Source organism: Micromonospora sp. ATLC16, assembly GCF_057196645.1.
Window position 1 is genome coordinate 1 of record NZ_JBXUOW010000168.1, and the last position, 930, is coordinate 930.

1 protein-coding gene is annotated in these 930 nt (G+C 66.1%); it reads left to right on the plus strand.

What is annotated here, in order from left to right:
* Nucleotides 1-162: 162 nt before the first annotated feature.
* Nucleotides 163-930 (plus strand): transposase family protein (locus AC2CHE_RS26890; RefSeq protein WP_484507617.1); only part of this gene is annotated, 768 nt, incomplete at its 3' end.

A 930-nucleotide genomic window follows, 5' to 3' on the forward strand; every position in this document is an offset into this window, starting at 1 on the left:
AATGAGCCTTTCCGGGTAAGGCGCTGATCACCGAGTGCAGTGTCCGGAAGGTCCAAGGCGTAGAGGAATCGCCCAGATGAGCGGGATGAACCAGTAAGGGCGCGGAACGCCGGTACGAAGTGTTCCTCTCACAGTCCACTCACCCGGAGTTCCGCGCCGCCCATGAGTATCACCTATACCGCCACGCTCCCGGTACGCGACGAGACCGTGTTGCGCCTCTCCGGCCTGCTGCACGCCGAACGTCTCCGTCGCGGCACCCGTCAGGGGCGGCGGGCGCTGACCTGCTTCCGGCAGGCCGTGCTCGTTTTACGCTGGCTGCTCGACGGCACCCGGATGAGCCAACTGGCCCGCGACAACACGATCAGCCTGTCCACCGGCTACGACAACCTGCACGAGGCCATCGCGATCCTGGCCGCCCAAGCTCCCCGCCTACACGGCGCACTGCTGGCCGCGAAGGCCGCCGGCTACGACTACGTCCTGCTCGACGGCACCCTCATCGAGACCGACCGGGTGTCGACACCGGGCCCCACCCCCGGCGTCGACCTGTGGTGGTCGGCCAAACACAAGAACCACGGCGGCAACATCCAGGTCCTGACCGCACCCGACGGCTGGCCGCTATGGACCTCACCAGTACGCCCCGGCCGGGAACACGACACCAACTGCCTACGCACCCACCCCGGCCTGCTGTCCACCCTCGCGGAGATCCGCGACAACGTCCGAACCCTGGCCGACCTCGGCTACGAAGGCGAAGCCGACACCATCGCCGTCGCCTTCAAAACACCCAAGAACGGCCAGCTCACCGACCAGCAACTGACGTTCAACCATGCCCACAACCGGCTCCGCGCGGTCGGCGAACGCGGCAACAGCCTACTCAAGATGACCTTCAAAGCCCTACGCAACGTCAGCCTCTGCCCCTGGAAAATCGGGAAC